Below are 20,605 nucleotides of genomic sequence, written 5' to 3'. Positions count from 1 at the left end.
TACATGTGGTGCTCGGTCCGGGAGGCTCCGGTGTCTCCGCTGTCGCCGCCGCGGCGGCCTCCCAACGGCCCAGCACGCCTCGGGATTCCCGTCATGCCGTCACCCGGCCGGAGCAGCACACGCTGCTCATCACCATCGACCGCTGGTCGCCGGTACACGACTGGGCCCGGGTCTACCGGCAGCCCGGTGAGCCGGTGGCGGTGTCGAAGTTCCTGCACCTGCTGACCCTCGACCGACTGGATCTGACCGAGCGCACCTGGTCGGCGTTCGTCGACCTCCTCGAGCACACCGCGGGCCGCAGCAAGGCCGTCCTGCCCGGGGTGGGGACCCTCGCCGGCATCGACGCCGCGGAGCTCACCTCGCTTCCGGGTATCGACGACTTCCTGCTGCTGCGTCGCATCCGCGACGAGGCGACGAGCGGTCGGTGGCAACGGATCATCGTCGACTGTTCGGGGTGTGGCGACCCGCTGCAGTTCCTGCGCGGGGGATCTGTCCTGAGTCAGGCGCTCAACCGTTTCTGGCCGCGGCACCGCCGCCTCGCGACGGCGTCCGAGCGGCCGGTGATGGCCCAGCTGACCGCCGCTGTCGACGCCATCGACCGCGACTGTGCCGATGTCGCAGAGCTGTTCGCCGACGCGCATGCGGTTGCCGTCCATCTGGTGCTCGGCTCCGACGACCGTGCCCGCCGCCTCGCGGATCACTATGTCGCCGGGGCCGACGTCATGGGACTGCCGCTGACGTCGGTCCAGGTGAACCGTGGCGTGGGTGCGGAGTCCCCCGAGGACCTCGCCGCACACGTCGAGGCGTTGCTCGACGGCCCCGACGGTTGCCGCGGCGTAAGGGTGGCCCTGGTGGACCGGTCCGCCGAGACGATCGATCGCATGGCCCGGCTGCGCAAGCTCGCGGTCCGGCTGCCCGATCCGCACGGCATCGCGCGCGGCTCGGCCGCGTCGGTCGTGGAGACCGTCGCCGGGACCGAGACCGCCTTCCGGTTGTCGTGGCCGCAACGCCTGCCCGAACCGGATTCGCTGGCCCTCGGGCGCAGCGGCGACGACCTGCTCGTGACGATCTCCGGCTTCCGCCATCCGGTGCGTCTGCCGTCGGTGTTGCGCCGGTGCACCGTCGTCGACGCGGCGTGGGAGGACGGGCGGTTGACCGTCGGCTTCGTCCCCGACCCCGCGGTCTGGCCGCGCCGGTAGTCGGCGTCGCACGGCCGCCGGGTAGGTTCGAAGACCGCCCGGCTCGTGGAGAACACAGACTCGTGGAGATCACACGGTCGGCGGCCACACGGTACGGTGCTGGGACGCCCGTCCACCCAGGGTGGCGGGAGCCAGCGGCATGAGGCCTCCGGGTACCAGCGGCGAGGGGAGAGAACGCGAATGGGCACGGACGAGGGGACGTCACGGGGTGACGGGCCCGGTCGTGACGACCGCGGTGCTGCGCAGGGCGATCCGGTCCGGGACCTCTTACTCGGGTTGGCCGGTCAGATCGACGCGCTGGCAGCTCTCTTCGCAGGTGGTCGGCAGGAAGCGACCGCCGCGGCCTCCGGGTATGCCGCCGCGTTCGGCACCGACGGACCCGTCGGTCATGCGCTGGCCGGTGCGTCGGGGGAGATCAGCACGCTGCTGAGTGAGATCGGTGACCTCGTCGCCCGGCTCCTCGCGGCGGTCATCACCGTCCTCGAGGCCATCGCCGAAGCATTGCGGTCAGCCCCCAGCATGGTCTCCGAACCCCGGCACTACGAGCCGATCGCGGTCCGGATCGGCACCTCCCGACGCTCCGACGCACACAGCGGACCCGACGAGGAGCAGTGATGGGTGAGCTGACGATCGGGATCGACATCGGCGGCACCAGCGTGCGGGCGTCGGTGGTCGACGACCGCGGCACGATGCTCGACACCCTGCGCGCCCAGACCCCGTCGACGGTCGAGGCCCTCGAACACTGTCTGGACCGTCTCGTCGGCGAGCTGACCTCGCGCTGGGACGCGAAGGCCGTCGGGCTCGCGATCGCCGGCTTCCTCACCACCGACCGCAGCATCGTCCGGTTCGCACCCCACCTGCCGTGGCGTGAGGCCCCCGTGGCCGAGGACATGACCCGACGCGTCGGCATCCCGGTGTTCGCCGAACACGACGCCAACGCGGCGGCCGTCGCGGAGGTGCGGTTCGGTGCCGCCGCCCGCGGGCACAACACCGTGGTGCTGGCCATCGGTACCGGTATCGGCGCCGGGTTCGTGATCGACGGCGAGATCTACCGCGGGAGCTACGGCGTCGCACCGGAACTCGGACATCTCACGATCGTCCCCGACGGGCGCGCCTGCGCCTGCGGCAAACGCGGTTGCTGGGAACGGTATTGCAGCGGAACGGCTCTGGTCGACACGGTGGTCGAACTGCTGGCCGACGGTGCGCCCGTGAACGGCGACTGGGGACGCAGCCAACTCGCCGCCGACGTGGCCGCCGACCCCGGTTCACTGACCGGACGCCGGGTCGCGGGTGCGGCCGCCGACGGCGACGCGGTGGCCCTGGCGGCCTTCGCCCGCTTCGCGACCTCCCTGGGGCAGGGGCTGGCGATGATCGCCGACATCTTCGACCCCGACCTGATCGTGCTGGCCGGTGGCGTCGGCGCGGCGTCGGGTCTGTTCCTCGACGAGGCCCGCGAACACTACGCGCGTCAGGTCACCGGTGCCGGCCACCGTCAGCTCGCCCGCATCCGCGGCACCCAGCTCGGCGAGACGGCCGGCGTCGTCGGCGCGGCCGAGGTTGCGCGCCAAGGACTTCGGGCTGCGACGAGTCAGTCTGCGCCGCCGTCGGCCGCCCGCTGACCAAACCGGAGAGGTCGGTACGGTCCGACGCAGGTATGGTCTTGATGTCGGGACCAAGGGGTGAGGGGTTCGGGCAGTGGGGGTCCGATGTCGACAGCGACGTCGGGTCGAGTTCGTGGCGCGGCGAGGAGAGTCTCATGTGGTACTGGGCGTTCAAGTACATCTTCCTGGGACCGATCCTCCGTGTCCTCGGTCGCCCGACCATCGAAGGGCATGAGAACATCCCGACCGACGGGCCCGCGATCCTCGCGAGCAACCACCTGGCGGTGATGGACAGCTTCTTCCTGCCGCTGATGGTCGACCGCCGCATCTACTTCCTCGCCAAGAGCGAATACTTCACCGGCACCGGACTCAAGGGTGCATTCCAGCGGTGGTTCTTCACCGCGGTCGGACAGATCCCCATCGACCGGTCGGGCGCTGCCGCCGCCGAGGGCGCCCTCACCGCAGCCCGCCGCCAGCTCGACAGCGGCAAGCTGATGGGCATGTACCCGGAGGGCACCCGCTCACCCGACGGCCGCCTGTACAAGGGCAAGACCGGGCTCGCACGTCTGGCCATGGACACCGGCGTGCCGGTCATCCCGGTCGCCATGATCGACACCCACAAGTTCAACCCGCCCGGGTCCGTCCTCCCGCGCCCCACCAAGGTGACCGTGCGCATCGGCAAGCCCCTCGACTTCTCCCGCTTCGAGGGCATGGAGGGCAACCGCTACATCGAGCGCGCCGTCACCGACGAGATCATGTACGAGCTCATGCAGCTCTCCGGCCAGCAGTACGTCGACGTCTACGCCGCGAGCCTCAAGAACAAGGCGCCGGCGGTCGAGTCGCCGGCCGCCGACGCTGCCTGAGCAGGGATACGGTTCGGCCCTGCGAGGCTCGCTGCGCTCGCACCTCAGGGAGCGAGGGGGGCGCTGCGCTCGCACCTCAGGGAGCGAGGGGCGCTCGCGCTGAGGGAACAACAGAGCGAGCCGGCTATCCCGCTTCGCCCACGCGCGCCTCGTCGAGGACGACGCACAGCTCGGGAATCCAGTCGCGATCGGCGGGGACGACGTCGTCGAGGTCGAGCCGGCGCAGTTCGTCGGCCGTGAACCACTGCATGTCAAGGTGTTCCAGCGCGACCGGGGTGCCGCCGCGGAGGTGTGCCCGGTAGGCGTGCAGGACGAGGCCGTTGGGCAGGGTCACCGGCTTCCCGACACCGTCGCCCGCCTCGACCTCGGCGCCGAGCTCTTCACGAATCTCCCGGGCGAGGGCGGCCGCGTGGGTCTCGCCCGATTCGACTCGGCCGCCGGGCAGTTCCCACTTGCCGGCGAGGTCGGCCGGATGGGCGCGCTGGGCGAGCAGCACCCGACCGCCGTCGACGATGGCCGCGGCCACCACGTCCTTCGGACGGTCGTCGGTCTCCGCGGCGCCGCGCGCGGAACGGGTCGCGATCAACCAACCCATCGTGACGAACGTGGCGATCGTCCAGGCCGCGCCGAACACGGCCTCGACGGCGGCAGGCGGCACGGGGCCGTATTCGATGAGGACGCGCAGGATCCACGGGATGCCGAGGCCGGCGACCACGAGCCACAGACCGAGGATCGCGCGGGCACCGGGGCGTCGGGCGCCTGCACCGTGCACCAGCCAGATGCCCAGCGGAACGACCCAGACCCAGTGGTGGACCCAGGAGATGGGCGAGATCAGCAGTCCGAAGAACTGCACGACGAGCAGGACGCCGAGCGCGTCGGACACCGCGCGCCAGGTGAACACGACCACCACGGTGGCGACCAGGACACCGAGGAACCAGATCCAGCCGGTACCGACGTCGAAGCCGACGAACCGCGACAGCGTCCCGCGCAGACTCTGGTTGATGACCGCCTCGACGGGGCCGATCCGTTCGGCGTCCCCGAAGAGGGTGCCGTAGTAGGTCCGGGTGACCTCCGGGAAGAGCAGCAGACAGCCGAGGACGGTGAAGACGAAGGCGAACGCCGCCGACAGCGCGCCCCACGGCTTGCGGACGACGAGGTACCAGAGGCCGCTGATCGCCGGGGTGAGCTTGATGCCGGCCATCAGACCGATCAGCGCTCCACCCGCGAGCACACCGCGTTCGCTCGGGGTCCCGTCGGCGCGGCGTGCCCAGGAGATCGCCAGCAGGGTGCCGAGCATGAGGAAGACGTTGATCTGGCCGTAGTCCAGGGTCACCCGGACCGGTTCGCACCAGATGGCCGGTGCGGTCCACAGCGCGGCGAGCGCGTGGACGTCGGTGGTGCGGCCGCAGAGTCGGAGCGAGAGGACCACGCACGCGTAGAGGGCCGCGAAGGTCGCGAGCTGCCAGCCGATCGCCACGACGTCCCACGGGATCAGCGACAGGGGATAGAGGACCACCGCGGCGAACGGCGGATAGGTGAAGGGGAGCGCGAAGTCCGTCTCACCGGAATAGGTGAACAAATAGAGCGACCCGTCGGCGAGACCCGCCGAACCGTCGCGGTAAACGTGCAGGTCCACGAAGTTCCTGCCGTTCACGGTCAGCGTGTCCCAGACGAGCCGCGCGATGATCGACGCCGCCAGGAGAGCGGTCGCCAGCACAGACCTGGAGCGCACGAATTACCAGGGTAGCCAGCAAAGGACGGCAATGGCGAAACGTGACTCGTCCGGGCGCGTATCCGCGCCCCATCTCGCCGCGCGTCGAGGCCGTCCGGGGCGGGTGTGAATACTGTCCCCATGCGGTTCTTCTACGACTCGGAGTTCATCGAAGACGGAAACACCATCGAGCTGGTCTCGATCGGGGTCGTCGGCGAGGACGGCCGTGAGTTCTACGCGGTGTCCACCGAGTTCGACCCCGGCCGCGCGGGCGACTGGGTGCGCGCCAACGTGCTGCCCAAGCTGCCGTCCCCGTCGTCGCCGGTCTGGAAGGGCCGTCGACGCATCCGCGAGGACCTCCTCGAGTTCCTCACCGCGGACGGGACCGACATCGAACTGTGGGCGTGGATCGGTGCCTACGACCACGTCGTCATGTGCCAGATGTGGGGTCCGATGACCGCGCTGCCCCGTCCCATCCCGCGTTTCACCCGCGAACTCCGCCAGCACTGGGAGGCCGCCGGACGTCCCGCACTCCCGCCGGCGCCGTCCGACGCCCACGACGCACTGAGCGACGCGCGACACAACCTGCGGCGCTGGGAGGCGATCGAGAAGGCCCGTCTCGACCCGCGTGGCTGACCCCGCGTAAATCGCCGGGGAGCCTGCTTTACGCTGGAACAGTGGTGAACTGGACCGTAGACGTTCCTATCGACGAACTCCCCGAACTGCCGCCGCTGCCCGGTGGCCTCCAGGAGCGTTTCGACGACGCGATGAGCCGCCCCGCGCTGCAACAGCCGAGCTGGCCCGCCGAGGAAGCACGCAAGATCCGCACCGTCCTGGAGTCGGTGCCGCCGATCTGCATGCCCGCCGAGGTCCAGTCGCTGTCGTCGCAGCTGGCCGACGTGGCCGAGGGACGCGCCTTCCTGCTGCAGGGCGGTGACTGTGCGGAGACCTTCGCCGACAACACCGAACCCCACATCAAGGCCAACATCCGGACGCTGCTGCAGATGGCCGTCGTCCTCACCTACGGCGCGAGCATGCCGGTGGTCAAGGTCGCGCGTATCGCCGGTCAGTACGCCAAGCCGCGGTCGTCGAACGTCGACGCCCTGGGCCTGCCGTCCTACCGCGGCGACATGGTCAACGGGTTCCCGGCCGACGAGGCCGTGCGCCAGCACGATCCGTCGCGTCTGGTGCGCGCCTATGCGAATGCGGCCGCGGCCATGAACCTGGTCCGGGCACTCACCCAGGCCGAGGCCGACCTGCACCGCGTCCACGACTGGAACCGCGAGTTCGTACGGACCTCGCCCGCCGGCGCCCGCTACGAGGCACTGGCCTCGGAGATCGACCGCGGCCTGCGGTTCATGGACGCCTGTGGCGTCACCGACTCGAGCCTCCACTCCGCGTCGATCTTCGCCTCGCACGAGGCGCTCGTCCTCGACTACGAGCGCGCCATGCTGCGCCTCGCCGACGCCCCGGACAAGGACGCGCAGGAAAAGGTCCTCTACGACCTGTCCGCACACTTCCTGTGGATCGGTGAGCGCACCCGCCAGCTCGACGGCGCGCACATCGCCTTCGCCGAACTGATCAACAACCCGATCGGTGTGAAGATCGGTCCGACGACGACGCCCGAGCAGGCCGTCGAATACGTCGAGCGTCTCGATCCGCACAACGTCCCCGGCCGCCTGACCCTCGTGGCCCGCATGGGCAACGGCAAGGTGCGCGAGGTGCTCCCGGCGATCGTCGCCGCCGTCGAGGCGACCGGACACAAGGTCATCTGGCAGTGCGACCCCATGCACGGAAACACCCACGAAGCGTCGACCGGCTTCAAGACGCGTCACTTCGACCGCATCGTCGACGAGGTGCAGGGCTTCTTCGAGGTCCACCGCGCGCTCGGCAGCCACCCCGGTGGCGTGCACGTCGAGCTGACCGGTGAGGACGTCACCGAATGTCTCGGTGGCGCACAGGAGATCTCGGATCTCGACCTCGCCGGCCGCTACGAGACCGCCTGCGACCCGCGCCTCAACACCCAGCAGTCGCTGGAGCTGGCATTCCTCGTCGCGGAGATGCTGCGCGGCTGAGGTTCAGCCGATCGTGAGATAGGTGCTGCCGACCCAGAACCCGGCAGCACCGAGGCCCACGGCGAGCAACAGCACCAGGAGAATCCACAGGAACGCGCCCAGTCGCCCGCCTCCGCTCAGGTCGGGTTCGAGCGGGTCCTGGTCGCGCGCGGCGACGACGCCTCGGCCCCGTGAATCCGCCCGGTTCTCGCGCCCACGCGCGGGCGCGGGCCGATCATCCGCGTCGCCGACCCCGGCGACCGGGCGGACCGGTGCCGCGGGGGAATCCGGCGACGACGATCCGGGCTCGTAGGGCCCCGGAGCCGACTGGACCCGGGTGTCGTGGCCGACCGCACCGGCTGCGTGGTAGCGCGACTTCATCTCTCGCTCACGGGACCGCTTCGGTGCGGGCACCGTGAAGGGCGGCAGGTCGAGGTCGTCGGCGACCGCGAGCAGCGCATGCTGCATCTCGAAACCGTCGGCGAAGCGGTCGGCCGGATTGCGTTCCGTCGCGCGCAGCACGATCTCGTCGAACTCCGCGGGGACGCCGGCGATCACGTCACCCGGGGCGGGGACGTCGTAGGTGAGTCGCTGGTAGGCCAGTGACAGCGGCGAGTCCCCGTGGAAAGGGGTTCGGCCGGTGAGCAATTCGAACATCATCACGCCCATGGAGTAGACGTCGCTACGGGCGTCGGCGTGGGTGGACTCGACCTGTTCGGGGGACAGGTAGGCGGCGGTGCCGAGGATGACGCTGGCCGAGGTGACCCCTGCCTCGGCGACGGCGCGTACGAGACCGAAGTCGGCGACCTTGACCTCGCCGGCGTCGGAGATCAGCACGTTCTCCGGCTTGACGTCGCGGTGAACGAGGCCCGCGGCATGCGCCGTCCCGAGGCCGCCGAGCACGGGTTCGGCGACGGCGACCACCGCATGCGGCGGCATCGGACCTCGTTCGCGGAGGAGCTCACGAAGGCTGCCGCCGTCGACGAGTTCCATGACCAGGAAGGCGATGCCGTTGTCGATGCCCTGGTCGTAGACCGCGACGAGACCCGGGTGTTTGAGGCCGGCGACCGCACGCGCCTCGAACTCGAAGCGGCGCAGGAACTGCGGGTCGCCCGAGTACCGGGAGTCCATCACCTTGACCGCGACCTCGCGTCCGAGCCGGAGGTCGACACCGAGGTAGACCGCCGACATTCCGCCCCGCGCGATGGGGGCGTCGATGCGATACCGGTCCTCGAGGACGGTCCCGAGCATCGGGTCGACGGGGGAGTTCACCCCGCTGAATCTACCTGCAGGACCAGACCGTCGGCGTCATCACCGCGTGTGACCCACCCCGGGTGTCGGCGGTCGCGACACCGCGCGCGGAGATCGACGGTTTCATCGTGCCCGGATGTACGGCTACGCTTCTCCCCGTGGGTTCCATTCCGTTGTCGCCTGACACCCTGTCCGCTGATGTCGAGATGCTGTCGGTCGACGAGGTCGCCGACCGGCTCGCGGTGTCAACCAACCGGGTGCGCACACTCATCCGCGACCACAACCTGCTCGCCGTCTCCCGCGGTGGGCATCCGGTCATTCCGGCGGTGTTCTTCGACGACGAGGGCGTCGTCAAACACTTCTACGGTCTCGTCGGGGTCCTGCTCGACGGCGGTTTCACCCGCGACGAGGCGATGAACTGGTTGTTCACCGTGCACGAAGACCTCGACCTGTATCCGGCCGCGGCGCTGCACACCGACTCCGCCCGCGAGGTCATCCGCCGGGCGCAGGCTCAGGCTTTCTGACCTCGCCGGCCGCCGGTTCCTCCGGTGCGCCGGTCCGGTCCGCGCCCCACGCCCATCGGCCGAACCGGCCGAGCCGCAAGGGGTCCGGACGCAGCAGCGACCAGGCGGCGAGTCCCGCGAGCAGGAACGCCAGCGTGAGTTCGAAGGGCTTGTAGAAGACGATCGCGTCGTCCGGCTGGAACACGATGAGCATGAACGTCGACGCTCCGACCACGGTCGCGCGCGCCCACGGCGGGAGGGTGAACGCCACCGCGATCGCCAGCGCCCACGTGTAATACCAGGGGAGCGTGGACGGCTCGAGCAGGAGCACGGCCAGCATCGCCCACGCCATCCCGGCGACCGCATCCCTCTCGTTGCGCCGGTGACGCCACCACAGGGCGACGAGGGTGATCGCGAGGACCACGGACCCGATCGCGCGCGTGATCTCCAGCACCGGTTGCAGATTGAGTGCGACGAACGGTGCGGCGACCAGCGTGACGAGATGCGCGACGAAGGTCGGGATGGTGAACCAGTTGATGATCACGTCGGCCCAGCCCAGTCCCGTCAGCCAGCCCAATCCCAGGCCCACCAGCAGGGTCCAGAGTCCGAACACCGCAACCGAGATGCCGACGATCGCGGCGAAGACGCCGACGACGTCGCGGGCGGTCACCTGCCGGCGGGAGCGTATGTGGGACAGCCAGATCCAGAGCACGAACGGCACCGCGATCCCGGCGGTGATCTTGATCGACACGGCGAGCGCGAGGACCGCGGTGCCGGCGACGTGCCGTCCACTGACGACCAGGACGACACCGGTGGTCAGCACGCCGGCCATCAGGAGTTCGACGTGGGGTCCCGCGACGAGATGGATGAGGACCATCGGATTGAACAGCGCCAGCCACAGTCCCGCCTGTGGCGAGGCGCCGAAATGGCGTGCGAGTCGCGGGATCGCCCACAGCGACAAGAACAGTCCGGGTAGGAGGACGAGTCGCACCGCGAGGATGCCCGCGACGACGTGGTCGCCGGTCACCTCGGTGACGACGCGCAACAGACCCATGGTGAACGGCCCGTACGGCGCCGTGGTGGTGGCCCAGACCGTGGCCATGCTGTCGACGAGCGGGCCCGGATGGTGGGCCGGACCGTCGGCGTAGGGGTTGAACCCGGCACCGAACACCGCCCCCTGCGCGAGGTAGGCGTAGACGTCGCGGCTGTAGACCGGCACGGCCACGAGCAGCGGCGCCGCCCAGACGAGCAGCCATCGCTGCAGGGTCCGGACGGACGGGGGGTCCGCGGCCCCCCGGGCGATCCGACGGCCGAGCCGGACCCAGGCGAACACCATGAGGAAGACGCCGAGCCAGAAGAAGGTACCGAAGAGGTTCTTGCCGTGACCGTAGGTGATCCAGCTGAGTCCCAGGTCGGCGAGTGTCGTCGTGTTGCGGGGCGGGTCGCCGACGCCGAAACTGCCCACGCACACCAGAATCGCGCCGATTGCGCCGGTGATCAGATCGCCGCGTGCGGTCCGGTCAGCGACGTCCGGGCGAGTGGGCGTCGGAGTCGATGCCTTCACGCGGGAGTTCACGCCTCGCGATGCGCGGTCCGGTGGGCGACCGCGGTGAGTTCGCTGCGGATGTCGTCGCCGATGTCGGCGGTGTCCAGTGCGCCGAGGGCGGCGCCGAGGAGGTCGTCGATCTGGCCCTCCATCTCGGCGACCGCGCCGACGTCGACGAGAAGCGCTCGCGCGGAGCCGAGTTCGTCCTCGTCGAGCGGGCGACCGATGAAGTCCCGCAAGCGGTTCCCGAGGGCGGGGTCGGAGTCGTCGGCGCGTCGTAGGGCGGTGGCCAGGAGAGCCGTGCGCTTGCCCGAGACCAGGTCGTCACCCGACGGCTTGCCGGTCCGCTCGGGGTCGCCGAAAACGCCGAGCTGATCGTCGCGCAACTGGAAGGCGATACCGAGGTCGTGCCCGATCTTCCGCAGCGTCGCGACCAGAATCTCCGACGCCCCGGCGAGACGTGCCCCGAGCTCGAGCGGGCGGGCCACCGTATAGGCGGCGGTCTTGAACTCCATCACGCGATACGCGGCGGCTGCCGAGTCGTCGCCGCTGGCCTCGTTCACGATGTCGAGGAACTGGCCGCCGAGCACCTCGGTGCGCATCGCCGCCCAGGTGGCGCCGACGGCCGGCGGGAGAGCGCGGTACCGGGAGGTGTCCGAAACCCCCGGCCGATGATCGTGCACGAGGTCGTCGGCCCACGCGAGCGCGAGGTCTCCGGCCAGGATCGCCGCGGCCACCCCGTGGCCGGCGGCGTCGCCGGCCCAGGAGGCGGCGGCATGCCGCGACTGGAAGACACGGTGCAGCGTCGGGTGCCCGCGCCGGGTGTCGGACTGATCGATGATGTCGTCGTGGATCAGGGCGCACGCCTGCACGAGTTCGAGGGCCGCACCCACCCGCAGGGCGTCGCGAGCCTCACGGCCGACGCTCGACGCCGCGTCGGAGTCGGCGCGACCCGATTCGGTCATACCGCACCGCCATCCGGCGAAGGCGAAGACCGGCCGGATGCGCTTGCCGCCCTGCAGGACGAAGTCGCGGACCAGTTCGGCCGCGGTGCCGACCACCGGGGCGATCTCGGCCGCGGCGGGGACCGCGACGTCGAAGAAACTGCGCAATTCGGTCTCGACGGCCGCCGGGACCGCATCGAGCGAGGTCGGCGTGGGGGAGGCGGAGGTCACCCTGCCAGGCTATGCGAATCGCTATCTACACTGTTCGGGTGACCCCAACCGCTCCGGCACCCTCGATCGTCGAACGCCTGTCCGCCCCGCACCGTGGACCGGTGCCGTTCTCCGTCGAGTTCATGCCCCCGCGCGACGCCGAAGGCGAAGCCCGGCTGTGGCGCGCGGTGCGGATCTTCGAGCGGTTGTCCCCGGCCTTCGTGTCGATGACCTACGGTGCCGGCGGTTCGACGCGCGACCGCACGGTCCGCATCACCGGCGAACTCGCCGCCCAGACCACCCTGCTGCCGGTGGCGCACCTGACCGCCGTCAACCACAGCATCGCCGAACTGCGCGCACTCGTCGGCGCGTACGCCGATCAGGGCATCGCGAACATCCTCGCGTTGCGCGGCGACCCGCCGGGCGATCCGCTCGGCGAGTGGATCGCCCATCCCGAGGGCGTCGAATACGCCGAGGAGCTGGTCCATCTCATCGACACCCTCGGCGACTTCCACGTCGGGGTGGCGTCGTTCCCGGAGGGCCACCACCGTGCCCCCGACCTCGAGCACGACACCCGCAACCTGGTGAACAAGCTCCGCGCGGGTGCCGAGTACTCGATCACCCAGATGTTCTTCGACGTCGAGGACTACCTGCGTCTGCGCGACCGGGTGCAGGCCGCCGACCCCGAGCAGGGTGCCAAGCCGATCATCCCGGGCATCATGCCGGTGACGTCGCTGGCCAGCATCAAGCGCATGGCCGAGCTGTCCGGTTCGGTGATCCCGCCGAAGGTGGTGGAGCGATTCACCAAGGCCGCGGGCGATGGTCCCGAGGAGGATCGTGCGACGGTTCGCGCCGTCGGCATCGACTTCGCCACCGAGACCGCGGAACGGCTCATCGCCGAGGGCGCACCGTGCCTGCACTTCTGCAGCCTCAACTTCGCCAAGGCGACTTCAGAGGTACTCGGCCGCCTCGGCGTGGACGTCGACGCCGCGCTCCACGTCCCCGCCTGACCCTGGAACCTGGCTGTTCGGGTCCTAACTCTTCTCGGGCGCTGTCGAGGCCTTCGGGTCAGCGGCCGCCGAGAGTCCCTCACCCGACAGGGTCGACGGTGCGGTGTTGGTGGCGACCGGTCGTCCCGGGCGCGGGCCGCGGTACCGCTTCGCATAGGCGAGCCGCGCGATGATCAGCACCGCGATGAGACACACGATGGCGACGAACCAGGACCAGCTGCTGACCGCGGCGGTCGCGGGATCCGGGTAGGTGGCATCGGCGGTGAAGTCCGACGGCTCGCCCGGAGCCGGGGTCCAGGTGACCGTCGACTCGCCGACCTGGTCGCCGTTGGTCGCCGTCACCGGCCCGCCGAAGGTGACCGTCAGCTGGACGAAGTCGCGACCCGGGATGAGTTCGGACAGGTCGGTGTCACCGCGGAAACGAACCACCTCGCCGCTGCGCTTGGCGGTGAGGTCCATCGTCAGCGAGGTGTCGCCGTAGGCGTCGGCGATGATGTCGCCGAGCTGGCCGAACTGGCCGGCGGTGAGATCGGAGAAACTCGCGCGGCTGCCCACGCGGGTGACCGCCTCCTCGCCGTTCCCGGCGTCCCCGCTGCGGTCATCGCGGTCGGCGGACCCCGATGGGGCAGCCGACTCCTCGGGTGTCTCCTTGTACTCGGTCACCGAGACCTGCCCCATCATCGACTCGGGGAGATCCAGCTGCGGAGCGCCACGGGGATTGTCCGGTGACGTCGCGACGATGACACTGCCCGAATACCGATCGCCCACCGTCGTCGAACGCTCCAGGCAGCCGGCCATCAGCGGCGACAGAAGGAGAGTCACGACCGCCACCGCCAGCGGCATCAGCCGGCGGGGTCGGGACTGACCGCGGGAGGACTTCGGTGCACCCTGCTCGGGAATCGACAATCGCACGCTGCTCATCGTGCCAGACGCTCAGCTGAACAAACGTCTCCTACGCAGTGCGGCGTGCCCGGCGATGTAACCGCTCGCGCCCGTCACCCCGCCGCCCGGGTGGGTCGACGCCCCGGCCAGGAACAGTCCGTCGGCGCCGGGGACGCGATGGCCCGCCAGGTCGGGGGTCGGTCGCCACATGAACATCTGGTCGATCGACATCTCGACATGCATGATGTTGCCGCCGATCAGGCCCAGCTCGGACTCGAGATCCTCGGGGGTCTGGATGTACCGGTGTGCGATGGACTCCGCGAAACCCGGTGCATGACGGTCGACTTCGTCGCAGACCGCGGCCGCCGCCTGTGCCCCCAGCGTCGACCAGTCGCCCCCGGCGAGCCGATAGGGGTGCCACTGTGCCCACAGGTTGATCGCGTGCCTGCCCTCCGGGGCGAGGGTGGGGTCGATCGCCGAGAAGCTCATCGCCACCACCGCGGGCCGCGGCGGTAGTACACCGACCGCCGCAGCGGCGTGCGCGCGGATCAGGTGCGCACGGTCGGTGACCAGCAGGCCGAGTGCCGAGTGGACGCCGTGGACGGGCAGGTCGTCGGGGAGGTCGCGGTAGACGGGCAGCGCGGTCGTGCCGAGACGCACCGCCATCCCGATCCCGCTGCCGACGACGATGTCGCGTCGCCAGCGGTCGATGGTCCCGGCGTCGAAACCGCCCGCCGCCAGCAGGTCCAGGGTCGCCAGCACGTGGCAGGCGTTGATCACGGTCGGTGTGCACCGACGCTCGCCGGATTCGGTCTGCACCCGCCAGTGGTCACCGCACCGGGTGATCGAGACGGCCGGGTCCCCGCACACGATCCGGCCGCCGTCGGCGCCGATGCGGTGGACGAGCGCATCGGTCAGCGCACCGCTGCCGCCGATCGCGCGGCCGGGCGGGATGAGATGCATCAGGGCGGCGAACCCGACCATCGGCGCGGTGCCGGGTGCGTTCATCGGCGGTCCCGACTGCGCACCGAACCAGGCGAGCCCGGCCTTGAGCTGTTCGGAGTCGAAGTATCGGTCGAGGAGCGAGTCGCCGGACGCCATGAGTTCGGCGGTGAGATTCAGCATCGCGCCGCTGCGGCGTCCGATCAGGCCGGTGCGTTCGGTGGTGGCCGTCGAACCGAGACCGGCGAACGCCCGCCCGAACTGTCCCATCGACGCGGGTCGGTAGAAGACGTCCATGACGGCCCGCGCGCGCGGCGTCCAGGTCTCGACGAACTGCCGGTATGCCGCGGCATCCTTTGCGCCGCAAGATCGTTCGATGGAGACGCACGTGGCGTCGAGATCGGTGCGGAAAACGATCGCCGGGGCCGTGTCGGTCGCCGGCACGAAGGCCCAGGGGTCGCAGTCGACGTACCGGAGTCCGTGCGAGGCGAGGTCGAGGTCGTCCAGAACGGGGGAGTGCCGGATCATCAGGTGCGCCGAGGAACCGCGATCGATGCGGTGCCCCGGGAAACGTTCGACGGTCGACACCGCCCCGCCGGGGATGTCGTCGCGTTCGAAGACCTCGACGTCGCGACCGGCCTTCGCGAGGTAGGCCGCGGCGATCAGGCCGTTGTGGCCGCCGCCGACGACCACCGCGTCGCGCCGCTCCCCGTGCCCGCTCATGCGTGTTCCGTGCCGTGCGCTGTCGTCTTTGTCTGTGCCATGCCCTCTATCTTCCGGATGGTGGGGGACCGGGGGGCGGCGGTTGCAGATTCAGCGGCAACGGACGGCCGAGGAACGCGAACGGACGGGGGTCGCCGGTGAAGGTGAAATGCCGGAGCACGTCCGTGAAGCCCATCCGCCGGTACAGCGACCACGCCCGGTTCTGTTCGGCGGGGATCTCCGGCGTAGACAGGAGGACATGACGTTCGGGCCGCTCGGCGAGGAGCCGTGCCAGCAGCAACTGTCCGATGCCGCGTCCCTGTGCGGTGGGATGAACGTGGAGCTCGGTTAGCTCGAAGTAGTCCCGGGCGATCATCTCGATGTCCGCGGGCGAGCGTCCGGTCTGCCGCAGCCCGAGCCGGAGCTGCTGATTCCACCACTGTCCGGTCGCGCCGGTGTAGCCGTACGCGATGCCGACCAGGACGTCGTCGGGACCCGTACCCACCGGCGGTCCGACCCGGCGACGGGACGTCGGCATCGACTGCGCCTCGTGCGGGGGCAGGGTGGCGACCGCGCCGATCGCGCGCCAGCCCGGCCGGGCGATGTGCTCGCGCCACAGAGACGCTCGATGCATCTCGGTCCCGCGGGGATATCCCATCGCGGTCACGTAGACGTCGAGAGCGGGCTCCAGCCACACGCGGGAGTCCTGACCACTGAGGTTCACCAGCCGGAGCGTCAACGTCGGGTCGCTTCCGGGTTCACCGAGCGGGCCCGCACCGCCCCGGCCATGCGTTCTCCGACCATCTGGCGTGACTGTCCTCTCGGTACGGCGGACTCCGCGGAATCGGGTCGCGGGACCCGGTGTTGAAGAAGGATGCGGGCGCGGACCCACGCCTTGAAGAGACGCGCGCCGCTAGCTATATTGAACGTGTCGAACGGGTGTTCGATGAATGTGCCTCCGCAAGCTGTTCGCGTTCATCCCGACGACATGACGGTCCGGTGGCGGACGAGGGAAGCGTCTGCCACCGGACACCGTCGCCAGCGAGTGAGGAGGATGCCATGCCCGGACGGCCCACATCCCGCCGGTCCGCCCCCGTCGACCCGGTGATGGTCGGACGTGCGCGCGACCTCCTCCAGCGCGCCCATCTCCTCCTCGACAACGCCGACGGCGTCTCCGACGACGCCGAGCGATTTCGGCAGTTCTATCTCGTCGCCCTCCGTGCGGCAGGCGCCGCGCTCGCGATCGGCGAGCCGGCCGGCCCCGCCCGTCGCAAGACGTCGAACGCCTGGACCCGCATCGGAGTTGTCGCTCCCGACCTCGCCCCGCTGGCCGCGCGCTTCGCCACGCTGTCGCCCGTCCGGATGAAGATCGAGTCGGGGATCATCCGAACACTCGACCCCGACAGTGTCGCCGGCATGCGACTCCTCGTCCTTGATTTCCTCCGCCGGGTCGAGACCTTGGTCATTGCTTACGAGCAAGGCAAATTCGGGACAGAGGAGCCCCAAATCGGGCGAACTGCGTGAGGCCGGACACGCATTCGGCGTTCCGTTGTCGTTCCGGTATGTGCATCCGGACCAACAACAGCGAGTAATGGTGGTCGCGGCTGATTTCACCTCGTATCATGGGAGAATAAGGCGCAGACGCCTCACCGGTCGCGGTTGACCGTCGTCGGCGTCGCGGATCAGGGAGAAGGAGGGTCGGTGCCACTTTCGGAGCACGAGCAACGCATGCTCGAACAGATCGAGAGCGCTCTGTACGCGGAAGACCCCAAGTTTGCGTCCAGTGTCAAGCGTCGTCGGCTGGGTAAGTCGAGTGGCCGTCGTCGCCTACAGGCGGTGGCCATCTTCGTCGTCGGCCTCGTGATGCTCGTCGGCGGTCTCATCGTCAAGATCGACATCGGGGGATTCCCGATCGTCAGCCTCCTCGGCTTCCTGGTGATGTTCGGCGCCGGTCTCTTCGCCCTCTGGGGTGACGACCTCGCCGACTCCGCGACGTCCGCGCCGCGTGCCGGAGGCAAGAAGCAGTCCGGGTCGTCCGGCTCCAAGCGCAAGCTGTCGGAGCGGATGGAAGAACGATTCAACCGTCGGTTCGAGCAGGAGTAGATCCCCGGCCGGCCTGAATGCCACGACTCATCCGGAGCCGCGCACCCCAGTGGGTGCGCGGCTCTTTCGTATGTGCGATCCAGCGCGCTCCCGGCCGTGCGCCCCAGGCGCCCCACCGTCACCCACTCCCGGGCCCCACCTTCCCCCACCGGGGGTCCCCACTTTGCCCCACTTATGACGGAACTGCTGGTCGCACGGGTATCTGGCACCTCAGGAAACACGTCTGCCACACGGCTCCGGGAGGTGTAGACGCGCGTTTGCGCACGGGACACGCACGAAGTTCCACACATTTTGCCCGCTTGAACTGGGGATTTGCTGAACGTGGGAGATCGTGTGGGCCTCTGGGGTGGAAAGTGGAGGAAAGTGGGGTACTGTGGCAGCACTGGGTGAGGCGATCCGGAGCGCGGAACCCAGGGGCAGGAGGTGTCGACATGTCTGTGCGATTCGTCGGCACCTACACGCCCAAATTGGACGACAAAGGGCGACTCACGTTGCCCGCGAAGTTCCGCGATGCACTGGCAGGAGGGGTAGTGGTCACCAAAGGCCAAGACCACAGCTTGTCGGTGTATCGGACCGAAGAGTTCGATGCGATCGCGGCGAGGATCGTCGAGGCGTCACGCAACGACCCTGACCTGCGTGCGTTTCAGAGGACCTTCTTCGCCGGTTCGGAAGAACAGCGACCGGACGGCCAGGGCAGGATCAGCCTGTCCTCCGACCATCGCATCTATGCGGGACTGTCCAAGGAGTGCGTGGTGTTCGGCAGCTTCGATCACCTCGAGATCTGGGATTCGGCCGCATGGGACGAGTACCAGACGCAGCACGAGGAGAACTTCTCGGCAGCCAACTCGGCCGCGTTGAACGCGGTCTTGTAGCCGAGAGGGGACGGGGCTGAGCGGTACTCGGGCTTCGGGTGGCACGAGGCCCCGATCCGGTCCGACCCTGGCGTACTTCCCCAACGCCAGGTACGGAATCGGATCGGGACCTCGCTCCATCCGGGGCGCGGCCCGACGGTGATCCGCCGTCCCGCCCGCGACATGACACTCCTCCGACAAGTCCTTCGCACCGAAACGCCGACTCTGCCGACCGACATGGCCGACACGCCGATGGGGGCCCTCCGTGGATGACACTGGTGACGACACTCGCCGCTCGGGCGAGTTCGGCCACATCCCGGTCATGGGCCGGCGGATCGTCGAATTGCTCACCCCGGCACTGGAATCAGAAGACCGGCGGGTGTTCCTGGATGCGACGCTCGGCGCCGGTGGGCACAGCGAACTCATCCTGAACACATTCCCCAACGTGCACCTCGTCGGCATCGACCGCGACGCCTCCGCCCTGGACATCGCGCGACGCAGGCTCGCGCCGCACGCGGACCGGATATCCCTGCACCAGGCCACCTTCCACGAGATCGCCGACGTCCTCGACGACGCCGGTGAGGAATCCATCGACGCCGCGCTGTTCGACCTCGGCGTCTCGTCGATGCAGCTCGACCAGGCCGGCCGGGGATTCGCCTACTCGGTCGACGCGCCCCTGGACATGCGGATGAACTCCGACGACCCCCTCACCGCGGCGGACGTCCTCAACACCTACGGTCACGGCGAGTTGGCCCGTGTGCTCTCCGAGTACGGGGAGGAGCGCTTCGCCGGCAAGATCGCCTCGGCGGTCCTGCGTGAGCGCGAGAAAGAACCCTTCACAACGAGTGCGCGCCTCGTCGAACTGCTCTACGCCACCATCCCGGCGGCGACACGGCGTACCGGCGGCCACCCGGCCAAGCGAACATTTCAGGCCCTGCGTATCGAGGTCAACCACGAACTCGACGTCCTCCGTGAGGCGTTGCCGACCGCGCTGTCGGTGCTCACGGTCGGCGGTCGTGTCGCGGTGATGAGCTACCAGTCGCTCGAGGACCGGATCGTCAAGCGGGAGTTCGCAGCTCGTACGACCTCGACCTCCCCGCCCGGCCTGCCCGTCGAGTTGCCGGGCACCGCCGCGGAGTTCCGCCTCGTGACCCGTGGCGCCGAGCGTCCCGACGACGAGGAACTGTCCATCAATCCGCGATCGGCACCGGTGCGAGTCCGGGCGGTCGAACGAGTCGAGAAGAAGGGCTGATCATGACGATCCTGCACGACGCCCCTCGTCGTCCCGGCTCCGGCCGTTCCGACGACAAGCGTTCCGGCACAGCCCGTTCCGGAGCAACCCGCTCCGACGCCGGGCGGTCGGATGCCGAGCGTGACAGTCGGCGGTCGCGGCGTGCACGCATCGAATCCGAACGCGCGACCCGTTCGCGGGCTGCCCAACGCGCGCTGGACCGGCGCCACAAGCGCATGGCCACCGGTGCGAGCGCACCGCGCGCGGCCCGCGGCGGGTTGTCGATGTCCGGTGTCTCGCTCCGGGAACGGTTGCAGCACACACCTTTCGTGGTCCCGGTCATCGCGCTGCTGGTCCTGGGCCTCGGTCTGAGCCTGTGGCTGTCGACCAAGTCGGCCCAGGACTCCTACAAGCTCGGCATCGAGCGGACGGAGAACCAGTCGCTCATCGACCAGCGCGACGCGCTCAAGCGGACCTACGAATCCGGCAACTCGGCGCCGGAACTGTCCCGTGAGGCAACCCGTCTGGGCATGATCCCGTCGGACAATCCGGCACGGATGATCGTCGACGACCCGCGCCGGCCCCGAATCGTCGGGAAACCCGCACCGGCATCGGGGAAGCCGATGGCCGACCTCAACCCCGAACTGAAGCCCGACCCCACCGAGACCATCGACCCGCGCAAGGTGGACGATTCGATCGGCCTGGGCGGTGGCGCCGTCGGCGCCCCCAACCCGCCGGCCGAGCAGACCCCGGGCCAACAGGCCCCGGCCCCCTCAACCCCGGGACAGTCCGCGCCGTCTCCGCAACCCGTTCCGGCTCAACCCGATCCGGCCCCCGGGCAGGGGGAGGGTTCGTCGGCGCCGACCGAGTCGGGGTCCACACCCCAGCCCTCGACCCCGGTCCCGGCGCCGAATGTCGTGCCCCGGACGTGAGGTGCCCGCGGGTCGTGGGGACTGTCACAGTGCGCCCACCGATCTGCAACCCGCCGACGCCAAATCCCTG

At 69.6% G+C, this 20,605-nt stretch carries 20 protein-coding genes; 13 read left to right on the top strand and 7 right to left on the bottom strand.

Features of this window, described 5'->3' with window-relative positions:
• Positions 1-5 precede the first annotated feature (5 nt).
• The 4 genes from PWF70_RS15350 (at position 6) to PWF70_RS15335 (ending at position 3,663) form a co-directional block, all read left to right on the top strand.
• A complete protein-coding gene (locus PWF70_RS15350; protein WP_035752690.1) occupies positions 6-1,199 on the top strand; it encodes an ArsA family ATPase in 1,194 nt (397 codons plus the stop codon).
• 180 nt (positions 1,200-1,379) lie between these two features.
• The gene (locus PWF70_RS15345; RefSeq protein WP_006356852.1) at positions 1,380-1,814 is read left to right on the top strand and encodes a hypothetical protein; all 435 of its coding nucleotides are present in this window, start codon (positions 1,380-1,382) and stop codon (positions 1,812-1,814) included.
• Entirely contained in the window at positions 1,814-2,818 is a 1,005-nt protein-coding gene (locus PWF70_RS15340) for an ROK family protein (protein WP_006356853.1), read from the top strand. The genes PWF70_RS15345 and PWF70_RS15340 overlap by 1 nt, the downstream gene beginning before the upstream one ends.
• 137 nt (positions 2,819-2,955) lie before the next feature.
• Positions 2,956-3,663 (top strand): lysophospholipid acyltransferase family protein, encoded by a 708-nt coding sequence (locus PWF70_RS15335; protein ID WP_006356854.1) that lies wholly within the window; start codon positions 2,956-2,958, stop codon positions 3,661-3,663.
• Positions 3,664-3,787: 124 nt separating this feature from the next.
• On the opposite strand, the gene PWF70_RS15330 is transcribed toward PWF70_RS15335, so the two are convergent.
• Positions 3,788-5,380: a glycosyltransferase 87 family protein gene (locus PWF70_RS15330; RefSeq protein WP_006356855.1), complete on the bottom strand. Its 1,593-nt coding sequence runs from the start codon at positions 5,378-5,380 to the stop codon at positions 3,788-3,790.
• A 135-nt stretch (positions 5,381-5,515) separates the two neighbouring features.
• On the opposite strand from PWF70_RS15330, the gene PWF70_RS15325 reads away from it, so the two are divergent.
• A complete protein-coding gene (locus PWF70_RS15325) occupies positions 5,516-6,010 on the top strand; it encodes a polyadenylate-specific 3'-exoribonuclease AS (RefSeq protein ID WP_006356856.1) in 495 nt (164 codons plus the stop codon).
• 41 nt (positions 6,011-6,051) lie between these two features.
• Positions 6,052-7,449, top strand: a complete 1,398-nt coding sequence (locus tag PWF70_RS15320) for a class II 3-deoxy-7-phosphoheptulonate synthase (RefSeq protein WP_006356857.1) — start codon at positions 6,052-6,054, stop codon at positions 7,447-7,449.
• Positions 7,450-7,452: 3 nt separating this feature from the next.
• On the opposite strand, the gene PWF70_RS15315 is transcribed toward PWF70_RS15320, so the two are convergent.
• On the bottom strand, positions 7,453-8,700 hold the full coding sequence (locus tag PWF70_RS15315) for a protein kinase domain-containing protein (protein ID WP_035752687.1): 1,248 nt from the start codon (positions 8,698-8,700) through the stop codon (positions 7,453-7,455).
• A 137-nt stretch (positions 8,701-8,837) separates the two neighbouring features.
• On the opposite strand from PWF70_RS15315, the gene PWF70_RS15310 reads away from it, so the two are divergent.
• Positions 8,838-9,203 (top strand): Rv2175c family DNA-binding protein, encoded by a 366-nt coding sequence (locus PWF70_RS15310; protein WP_035752774.1) that lies wholly within the window; start codon positions 8,838-8,840, stop codon positions 9,201-9,203.
• On the opposite strand, the gene PWF70_RS15305 is transcribed toward PWF70_RS15310, so the two are convergent.
• On the bottom strand, positions 9,172-10,758 hold the full coding sequence (locus PWF70_RS15305) for an alpha-(1->6)-mannopyranosyltransferase A (RefSeq protein WP_035752685.1): 1,587 nt from the start codon (positions 10,756-10,758) through the stop codon (positions 9,172-9,174). The two genes, PWF70_RS15310 and PWF70_RS15305, sit on opposite strands and share 32 nt — an antisense overlap.
• On the bottom strand, positions 10,755-11,903 hold the full coding sequence (locus PWF70_RS15300) for a polyprenyl synthetase family protein (RefSeq protein WP_035752684.1): 1,149 nt from the start codon (positions 11,901-11,903) through the stop codon (positions 10,755-10,757). The genes PWF70_RS15305 and PWF70_RS15300 overlap by 4 nt, the downstream gene beginning before the upstream one ends.
• An 11-nt stretch (positions 11,904-11,914) precedes the next feature.
• Between PWF70_RS15300 and PWF70_RS15295 the strand changes: the two genes are divergently transcribed.
• A complete protein-coding gene (locus PWF70_RS15295) occupies positions 11,915-12,892 on the top strand; it encodes a methylenetetrahydrofolate reductase (RefSeq protein WP_035752683.1) in 978 nt (325 codons plus the stop codon).
• 24 nt (positions 12,893-12,916) lie between these two features.
• Here the strand turns inward: PWF70_RS15295 and PWF70_RS15290 are convergent, their stop codons facing one another.
• The 3 genes from PWF70_RS15290 to PWF70_RS15280 are packed head-to-tail and all read right to left on the bottom strand — an operon-like array spanning position 12,917 to position 16,157.
• Positions 12,917-13,813, bottom strand: a complete 897-nt coding sequence (locus tag PWF70_RS15290) for an LppM family (lipo)protein (RefSeq protein ID WP_035752681.1) — start codon at positions 13,811-13,813, stop codon at positions 12,917-12,919.
• A 12-nt stretch (positions 13,814-13,825) separates the two neighbouring features.
• Positions 13,826-15,439 (bottom strand): phytoene desaturase family protein, encoded by a 1,614-nt coding sequence (locus tag PWF70_RS15285; protein WP_035752679.1) that lies wholly within the window; start codon positions 15,437-15,439, stop codon positions 13,826-13,828.
• Positions 15,440-15,485: 46 nt separating this feature from the next.
• Positions 15,486-16,157, bottom strand: coding sequence for a GNAT family N-acetyltransferase (locus PWF70_RS15280; protein ID WP_035752678.1), 672 nt, complete (start codon positions 16,155-16,157; stop codon positions 15,486-15,488).
• Between the two features lie 320 nt (positions 16,158-16,477).
• Between PWF70_RS15280 and PWF70_RS15275 the strand changes: the two genes are divergently transcribed.
• The 5 genes from PWF70_RS15275 (at position 16,478) to ftsL (ending at position 20,535) form a co-directional block, all read left to right on the top strand.
• Entirely contained in the window at positions 16,478-16,942 is a 465-nt protein-coding gene (locus PWF70_RS15275) for an SAV_6107 family HEPN domain-containing protein (RefSeq protein ID WP_006356866.1), read from the top strand.
• Between the two features lie 177 nt (positions 16,943-17,119).
• Positions 17,120-17,521, top strand: a complete 402-nt coding sequence (locus tag PWF70_RS15270; RefSeq protein WP_035752676.1) for an SCO2097 family morphological protein — start codon at positions 17,120-17,122, stop codon at positions 17,519-17,521.
• 431 nt (positions 17,522-17,952) lie between these two features.
• Entirely contained in the window at positions 17,953-18,393 is a 441-nt protein-coding gene (gene mraZ / locus PWF70_RS15265; protein WP_006356868.1) for a division/cell wall cluster transcriptional repressor MraZ, read from the top strand.
• Positions 18,394-18,637: 244 nt separating this feature from the next.
• Positions 18,638-19,624: a 16S rRNA (cytosine(1402)-N(4))-methyltransferase RsmH gene (gene rsmH / locus PWF70_RS15260; RefSeq protein WP_035752675.1), complete on the top strand. Its 987-nt coding sequence runs from the start codon at positions 18,638-18,640 to the stop codon at positions 19,622-19,624.
• Positions 19,625-19,626: 2 nt separating this feature from the next.
• A complete protein-coding gene (ftsL, locus tag PWF70_RS15255) occupies positions 19,627-20,535 on the top strand; it encodes a cell division protein FtsL (RefSeq protein WP_035752672.1) in 909 nt (302 codons plus the stop codon).
• The last annotated feature ends 70 nt before the right edge of the window (positions 20,536-20,605 follow it).

This window comes from Gordonia sp. Swx-4 (assembly GCF_030316175.1).
GTDB lineage: Bacteria > Actinomycetota > Actinomycetes > Mycobacteriales > Mycobacteriaceae > Gordonia > Gordonia alkanivorans.
The sequence above is the reverse complement of the archived record's forward strand: the minus strand, read 5'-3'. Positions and strand labels throughout refer to the sequence as shown.

Excerpts from the sequence above, each read along its gene's own strand:
- PWF70_RS15295 (WP_035752683.1), top strand. The coding sequence starts at position 11,915 with ATGCGAATCGCTATCTACACTGTTCGGGTGACCCCAACCGCTCCGGCA.
- mraZ (WP_006356868.1), top strand. The coding sequence starts at position 17,953 with ATGTCTGTGCGATTCGTCGGCACCTACACGCCCAAATTGGACGACAAA.
- PWF70_RS15325 (WP_006356856.1), top strand. The coding sequence starts at position 5,516 with ATGCGGTTCTTCTACGACTCGGAGTTCATCGAAGACGGAAACACCATC.
- PWF70_RS15335 (WP_006356854.1), top strand. The coding sequence starts at position 2,956 with ATGTGGTACTGGGCGTTCAAGTACATCTTCCTGGGACCGATCCTCCGT.
- PWF70_RS15345 (WP_006356852.1), top strand. The coding sequence starts at position 1,380 with ATGGGCACGGACGAGGGGACGTCACGGGGTGACGGGCCCGGTCGTGAC.
- PWF70_RS15275 (WP_006356866.1), top strand. The coding sequence starts at position 16,478 with ATGCCCGGACGGCCCACATCCCGCCGGTCCGCCCCCGTCGACCCGGTG.
- PWF70_RS15290 (WP_035752681.1), bottom strand. The coding sequence starts at position 13,813 with ATGAGCAGCGTGCGATTGTCGATTCCCGAGCAGGGTGCACCGAAGTCC.
- PWF70_RS15285 (WP_035752679.1), bottom strand. The coding sequence starts at position 15,439 with ATGAGCGGGCACGGGGAGCGGCGCGACGCGGTGGTCGTCGGCGGCGGC.
- PWF70_RS15340 (WP_006356853.1), top strand. The coding sequence starts at position 1,814 with ATGGGTGAGCTGACGATCGGGATCGACATCGGCGGCACCAGCGTGCGG.
- ftsL (WP_035752672.1), top strand. The coding sequence starts at position 19,627 with ATGACGATCCTGCACGACGCCCCTCGTCGTCCCGGCTCCGGCCGTTCC.